This window comes from Phormidesmis sp. 146-33, assembly GCF_052939515.1.
The window spans coordinates 130,646-137,343 of sequence record NZ_JBJPHU010000005.1 but is presented as its reverse complement, the minus strand read 5'-3'; the positions used below and the strand labels follow the sequence as shown (position 1 = coordinate 137,343).

Genomic DNA, 6,698 nt, shown 5'->3' with positions numbered 1-6,698 from the left:
GCTCAGAAAAAATGGCTGTTCATACTCCGTCCGCTTGCGGCGGAGCCTTTGATTGGGGATTAAGGATCTCTAGACTGTGCCTCCAACGGTACGATCCCCCAACCCCATTAAAAACTACCGTGTACACACAAGTCCGGAATCGCTTCGTTTCAATCGGCTTCAGCCCCCTAAATCCCCCAATCTGGGGGACTTTGACCCAGAGAGATTGCCTAGCATTCAAAGTCCCCCAATTTTGGGGGATTTAGGGGGCGAAGGGTCTCGGCAATGACGGATCAATCAACTTGTGTGTACACGGTAGACCCCATTAAAAAGGGGGCTAAGAAAAAGTTGCACCTTGCCTAGAAATGGGAATCGAGGCCGTTAAGTGACATCCACATCCGGGCTGGCTGACGAGGGTAAACTGTCCTCCGAGGGCGATCGCTCGTTCGCGCATTCCCCGCAGCCCAAATCCGGTTGTGTTCTGATCGGGGTAAAACCCTCTTCCATTATCCTCGACTCGCAGAATGATCTGATTACCACTTTCCTGTAGTTGAAGGGTAACTTGAGTCGCTTCGCTATATTTGCAAATGTTGGTCAAAGCTTCTTGGGCGATGCGGTAGAGGGCGGTTTTGATTTCCGTCGTGGGTCGATGTGAGAGATGAATGGTGCAGTCTGGGGCAATGCCTGTGGTGTGGTGAAAGTCTTCGACCAAGGTGGCGATCGCTTGCGCTAAAGACTTACCGCCGAGGGGATCAGACCGCAACGCCTGCACCGATTCTTGCACGTCTTGAATGGCTTTGGCGCTGAGTTTTTGGGCTTCGTTGAGAAATCGATCGGCGCGATCGGGCTGGCTTCTCAAAAATAGCTGTGCGTTTTCTAGCTGAATGCTTTGAGCGGTGAGGGTGTGCCCCAGGGAGTCGTGCATTTCGCGGGCGATGCGGTTGCGTTCTTGCAGGCTGGCTTGATCTTCGACCAGTTGGGCATATCGTCGAAGTTGGGTGTGGGCGATCGCAAGCTGACTGCGACTCTGACGCTCTGCTAACAACGCATAAACTAACGGGAACGCAAACACCAACGTTAAGCCAAACGACAACGCTGAACTTAATTGATAATTTAATGGGTTGGTGATCAGTTGTTCTAGTTTTGGTTGAATTTGTCCCAGCGATCGACAGGTCATCAAAATCGTCTGACTTCTAAAAAATACACTGTATAAAAACACTAAAAGCGTCAATCCTGCAACCGTCAAGCGACCCCAAAGAGCATAAATTTGACAACCGCGAATAACTGCAATCAGACCCAACAATGGAACAGGTGGAATACGGCTTTCTAACAAATTAGGAATCAAAATAATGGCAAATTCTAAACCTGTATAAATCAGCTTAGAAACCATGCGCGTCGGACGATAAAACCCGATCGCTCCAAAAACTGCAATACTCAAAACTGCAAACACCGAGAATTCTGGAGCCGGATAAACTGCCGCTGTTAGCAAGACATTCAGCGTGATCAGCCCCAGCAAAATCCACTCTAAATAGGGCAAAAGGCGAAAGGATTGGCTCGATGGTTGCATTCAGCGATTTTACAGGAAGGTTTTCTTCTCAGTTTATCTGAGCCATTGTTCGACTTCTACGACCAGATCGCCTAAATCAGGGCCCAACTCAATAGGAAAAACGTCCTAATTTAGATTAGTCCTTTTCTCCTAACAGGACTGGGACATCAGATCGATCTGACAGCTTGCGATCGCTCAGTACCATCAGGCTACAACTTCACACAAATTAGGAGAAGTCCCATGAGCTTTTTGAATCAAAAACTGCAAGCGATCGCGGGTGTTGTCTCCTTGATGGCGGCCTTGAGTGCTCCAGTGATGGCCGCCCCGACTGAGCCGCTCACCGGAGGCAGAACTTCGGTTCAACTCAGCAGTACGTTTGTGGATGCGCTGGTTTCTCTGCAAGTTGCACCGGGCGTTGTGGGCAGAGGTACTTTGGTGGATGGAGTCGTTTCGTTCCCGATTTCTGGTGGCGCGATCGACTTGGGCACTGTCAAAGCCGAAATCATTCACCGGGGCGGTTTGTCGCTCAAAGCAGGTGACACCACGGTTGAACTCACTGATTTCATCATCACCACGCTCGGCGAAAAGCCCGTCCTGACAGGATTGGTCACCGTCAACGATGGTCTGGCATTTCGGGCACCGCTGTTTGATTTGGCGATTTCTGGCGTGACTCCTCCGCTGACTCCGAGCAACGATCGCATTGTTTTGGACAAAGTAGGCGTAACGCTGACCGCCGAAGCAGCCGGGGCACTCAATCAAGTGTTTGGCGTGACTGCCTTTCAGGAAGGGCTGGCGATCGGGACGGCGCGTGTACGGGCGGGTGTTGCTCACTGATTCTCTAGCGCCGACTTAGAAAAGGGGGAAATGGTAACGCCTGAATGTGCGATCGTCCCCCAAAATTTCTCGCTGCGATTATCACTCCGGTCACCTTCTAAATTCCTTACCTGTGAGGAACTTTGAACCGAAAATCTTCTCTTAAAGTCCCCCAGATTGGGGGGTTGGGGGGCTGAAGCTTGACATCGAAGCGAAAATCTTGCATCGAATTTACATTCAAATCAGCACTGACTCAAACAATTTGAATCCTCGACTGATGATAGAAATCAGACATCGAGCGTTCAGTTTTGCTTAAGTCGGTGCTGTTTTTGGCGTTGCTGATTGGAGGGATGAATGCGTGGGAAGTGTCAATCTTTTCGCCCCCTAAATCCCCCAAAATTGGGGAACTTTGAACCTTGGGTTTCCCTCCGCTTTGGGGCAATTCATCCCACAACTCAGCAATGCCCTGTTTTTCGCAGATTTTGGTTGAAACTTACCGCAGTCTCTACTTGACGAGAATCAAAATTCCAGATATTCTCTCAAATCAAGGACATCTTTTCATCACAGGAAGGCTGTCTGGTCGCCCAAAAAATCTAGTCTGTCGCCGCCCAAAGTTGTTTGCACCAACAGAGGGCAGCTAACCCACGAGACTGACTCAGACAGTCCAGAGGGCTAATGGAGGATTTTATCACTCCTTTGGCCGCTCCGGCTTGTGATGTTCGTCGGGGCGGCTGGTTTTTTGGGTTTCTTCGGAAACTTAAAATTGGAGTACCCATCATGGCAGAGCGCCTTTTGAACGCTGGCTTTTGGCTGTGCGATTTCGCCTACGCATTCTTAGAATTGATTCAACGCCGTTTCCTTCCCGATACCATTCCTCGTTTCACGATTACTTCGCTTCGCATTCCGCTTCAGGATCTTTTACCTGACGTTGCCATTCCTCATTCTGATGAGTTTGAAATCCTGCGGGTGTTAATTATCGGTTCCTCTGACGGGGTAACGGAGACGATTCAAAATCTCCACGTTCGACGATTTGCGAATGCGACAGACTGGAGTCCTTTGTTGCCTGCGCCCTCGTTTGGTGAAGTGATGAGCATTCTGACTCGACAGCGACCAAGGTCAGACGATCGCTCTTCCTAAATCCACGTATCTAACCCCTTCTGACGTTGATTGTCTCCGTACTTGCGATCGCCTCGACACAATTGGTTCGACTGCGATAAAGCTCAATGAGCCGGATAAGTCTTCGGCTTTCGCCTACCAAGCTATCCGGTTCGGTTTTATTTTTGGAGGTTGTTGCCTTCCTCACCGGAACAGGTCTGGACTCTTCTAGATACGCCCAAACAATTCCCATTGTTCAGTTCTGACGTGAGAAGAGTGCTGGAAAAACCGAACACACCACCCGAAAACCGACATTGTAGTTGCGATCGGCGGGAGAGTTAGAGTTGCGGTTGGCAGCGCGACAGTTCGACGGAAGGTTGAACCACGAACCGCCCCGTAGTATACGTTGTTCACTAGTTCATACAAAATTTGAGCAGGTTTTGAGTTCACTTAGGGTTGTGTGATCTAATCATGCTGGCATTCGTAGTTGTGACTCGTCAGTGATTACAGAGACAAATCATGCTTGTTTAATAGACTTTAGAATTACGGTTTCTGAGAAAAGGATTGCTCAGTTTTTGTGTTTACAAATGTGTCTATCTTGTAGCAATTCATTACGTCCTATTTCCAATTACTACAGTTCATTCATAAACTAAGGGGCATGAGACGAAAGCCCATTCACCTGAAATTCGACGACTCATGGACACTGCATCAGACTCCTCCACGCTTGCCCTTGAGCAGTATCAAATTCTCAATAGTGAAGCTGAATCCTCATTTGATGATCTGGTGAGGTTAGCGGCTCAAGTTTGTCAGGTGCCGATCGCGCTGATCAATTTCATTGATGGCAAGCGGCAGTGGTTCAAATCAAAAATTGGCTTAGACGTGACCGAGCTTCCTGTAGAGGTGGGGTTTTGTCCCTGGTGTGTACAACAGCGTCAAGTGTTGGTGATTCCTGATGCGCTGGCAGATGAGCGGTGGGTTGACAATGGAGCCGTGGCGTTGGGAGTGCGATCGTATGCTGGAGTGCCGCTGATTACCCCGACAGGAGAAGCGATCGGAACGATCTGTGTGGTGGACGATGTGCCTCGTACTTTTACAACCAGTCAGCTAGAGAGCTTGCAGGCGTTGGGGCGGCAGGTGATCACTCAGCTAGAGTTAAAGCGGCATGTGCAAGTGTTGTCAGACGCGAACGTTGAGCAAAAACGAGTCGAAGCCGCGCTGCGGGAGAGTGAAGCTCGATTTCGGACGATGGCGGACAGTGCGCCTGTGCTGTTGTGGATTGCCGGAGTGGATGCCCGCTGTACGTTTTTTAATCAGTCTTGGCTAGAGTTTACGGGACGATCGCTGGCTCAAGAATGGGGCAATGGCTGGGCGGAGGGCGTTCATCCTGATGATTTGCAGCGGTGTATGGATACGTTTTTGACGGCTTTTCACGATCGCCGCAGCTTCAAAATGGAGTATCGGCTGAGACGGGCTGACGGAGACTATCGCTGGCTTTTGGATACCGGAACGCCCCGATTTGCGCCAAGTGGAGACTTTTTTGGCTACATCGGTTCTTGCATTGACATCATGGAGCGCAAGCAGGCAGAAGAAGAACTTGAGCGACAAAGTGTGAGTACGCGATTGTTTTCAGAAATTACGCTCAAAATTCGCCAGTCGCTACAGCTTGAAGAGATTCTGCAAATTACGGTGACGGAGATTCAGAAATTATTGCAGTCCGATCGGGTGTTAATCTTTCGGCTGTGGGCGGATGGATCAGGCAAAGTTGTGCAGGAATCCGTGGTTCCGGGCTATCCCGTGACGCTGGGAAAAGACGTTCTTGATCCCTGTTTTCAGCAAGATTATTGGAAAAGATATGAGCAGGGCAGGGTCAGCACGATCGAGGATATCAAAACCGCCAACATTCATCCCTGTCATCGAGCATTTTTAGAGCAGATTGCAGTCAAAGCGAATCTGGTGGTTCCAATCCTCTGTAGAGACGCGCTTTGGGGATTGTTGATTACGCATCAATGCGGCGAGACTCGGCAATGGAGCAGTTTTGAAACAGACTTATTACAGCAGTTAGCAAACCAGATTGGTATCGCCATTTCACAAGCAGAACTGCTAGAGCGAGAAACTCGACAACGCCAGGAACTGCTGCGATCGAACACTGAATTAGAACAATTTGCATATGTGGCATCTCACGATTTACAAGAGCCATTACGGATGGTGACAAGCTATTTACAACTGCTGGAGAGACGCTATAAAGATCGACTAGATACTGACGCAAATGAATTCATTGGATATGCGGTCGATGGCGCGATTAGAATGCAAGCGCTAATCCATGATCTGTTGAGTTTGTCTCGTGTCAGTACCCGTGGGCAACCCTTTGAATGGATTGACAGTACAATTTCGCTCAAACAAGCGATCGCCAATCTGCAATTCGTTATTGAGGAAAGTCAAGCGGTTGTGAAGTACGATCGCCTTCCTGACGTGATGGCAGACGCAAGTCAACTGACACAAGTCTTTCAAAATCTGATTGTCAACGCGATCAAGTTTCAGGGAAAAGGCATTGCCAAAATTTTGGTCAAGGCAGAACAGTTGGATCAAGACTGGCTTTTCTCGGTCAGCGACAACGGAATTGGCATTGAGGCGCAATATCACGATCGCATCTTTGTCATCTTTCAGCGGCTCCACTCGCGCGGTCAGTATCCCGGTACAGGAATCGGGTTGGCGATTTGCAAAAAAGTTGTAGAACGTCACGGCGGCCGGATTTGGGTCGAGTCAGCCCCCGCAGAGGGATCGACGTTTTGTTTTACACTGCCCGATCGAGGAGAAAAACCGCCATGATCACCCCACTGCCGATTCAAGTGCTACTGGTCGAAGACAATCCTGGGGATGCTCACTTGACGAGACTTGCCCTGGCAGAAGGCAAAATGCACATCAATCTCAGCATTGTCGAAGATGGAGTCGAAGCGATCGCGTTTCTCCGACGGCAAGACAGTTATGCACAAGCGCCCCACCCAGACTTGATTTTGCTCGATTTAAACTTACCCAAAAAAGATGGGCGAGAAGTGCTGGAAGAAATCAAAGCGGATCAGTTATTAAAGCGAATTCCAGTGGTCATTCTCACCACATCTCAGGCAGAAGAAGACATTATCAAAGCTTATAACCTCTATGCAAATTGTTATATCGCTAAACCTGTAGATTTTTATCAATTCATTAAAATTGTTCAATCGATCGAAGATTTTTGGTTCACGATCGTCAAGCTCCCACCAGAGTGAGAATT

At 49.0% G+C, this 6,698-nt stretch carries 8 protein-coding genes; 5 read left to right on the top strand and 3 right to left on the bottom strand.

From position 1 onward, the window contains the following. Positions 1 to 316: 316 nt before the first annotated feature. On the bottom strand, positions 317 to 1,546 hold the full coding sequence (locus ACJ2PR_RS03975; protein WP_446871671.1) for a sensor histidine kinase: 1,230 nt from the start codon (positions 1,544 to 1,546) through the stop codon (positions 317 to 319). Between the two features lie 219 nt (positions 1,547 to 1,765). On the opposite strand from ACJ2PR_RS03975, the gene ACJ2PR_RS03970 reads away from it, so the two are divergent. The 3 genes from ACJ2PR_RS03970 (at position 1,766) to ACJ2PR_RS03960 (ending at position 3,475) form a co-directional block, all read left to right on the top strand. Then, positions 1,766 to 2,359, top strand: coding sequence for a hypothetical protein (locus ACJ2PR_RS03970; protein ID WP_446861731.1), 594 nt, complete (start codon positions 1,766 to 1,768; stop codon positions 2,357 to 2,359). A 440-nt stretch (positions 2,360 to 2,799) separates the two neighbouring features. After that, a complete protein-coding gene (locus ACJ2PR_RS03965) occupies positions 2,800 to 2,979 on the top strand; it encodes a hypothetical protein (protein ID WP_446876012.1) in 180 nt (59 codons plus the stop codon). Between the two features lie 34 nt (positions 2,980 to 3,013). Continuing rightward, positions 3,014 to 3,475, top strand: coding sequence for a hypothetical protein (locus ACJ2PR_RS03960; protein WP_446876010.1), 462 nt, complete (start codon positions 3,014 to 3,016; stop codon positions 3,473 to 3,475). A gap of 10 nt (positions 3,476 to 3,485) precedes the next feature. Here ACJ2PR_RS03960 and ACJ2PR_RS03955 read toward each other — a convergent pair whose 3' ends face one another. Together ACJ2PR_RS03955 and ACJ2PR_RS03950 are read right to left on the bottom strand one after the other, a co-directional pair. Next, entirely contained in the window at positions 3,486 to 3,686 is a 201-nt protein-coding gene (locus ACJ2PR_RS03955) for a hypothetical protein (protein ID WP_446876009.1), read from the bottom strand. 3 nt (positions 3,687 to 3,689) lie between these two features. Continuing rightward, positions 3,690 to 3,836 carry an SUMF1/EgtB/PvdO family nonheme iron enzyme gene (locus tag ACJ2PR_RS03950; RefSeq protein ID WP_446876013.1) on the bottom strand — a complete coding sequence of 49 codons (147 nt, stop codon included), beginning with the start codon at positions 3,834 to 3,836 and terminating at the stop codon, positions 3,690 to 3,692. Positions 3,837 to 4,129: 293 nt separating this feature from the next. Between ACJ2PR_RS03950 and ACJ2PR_RS03945 the strand changes: the two genes are divergently transcribed. Next, positions 4,130 to 6,259, top strand: coding sequence for a GAF domain-containing sensor histidine kinase (locus tag ACJ2PR_RS03945; protein ID WP_446876008.1), 2,130 nt, complete (start codon positions 4,130 to 4,132; stop codon positions 6,257 to 6,259). Next, complete coding sequence (locus ACJ2PR_RS03940; protein ID WP_446871675.1) at positions 6,256 to 6,693, top strand: response regulator; 438 nt, start codon at positions 6,256 to 6,258, stop codon at positions 6,691 to 6,693. The genes ACJ2PR_RS03945 and ACJ2PR_RS03940 overlap by 4 nt, the downstream gene beginning before the upstream one ends. Positions 6,694 to 6,698: the final 5 nt, after the last annotated feature.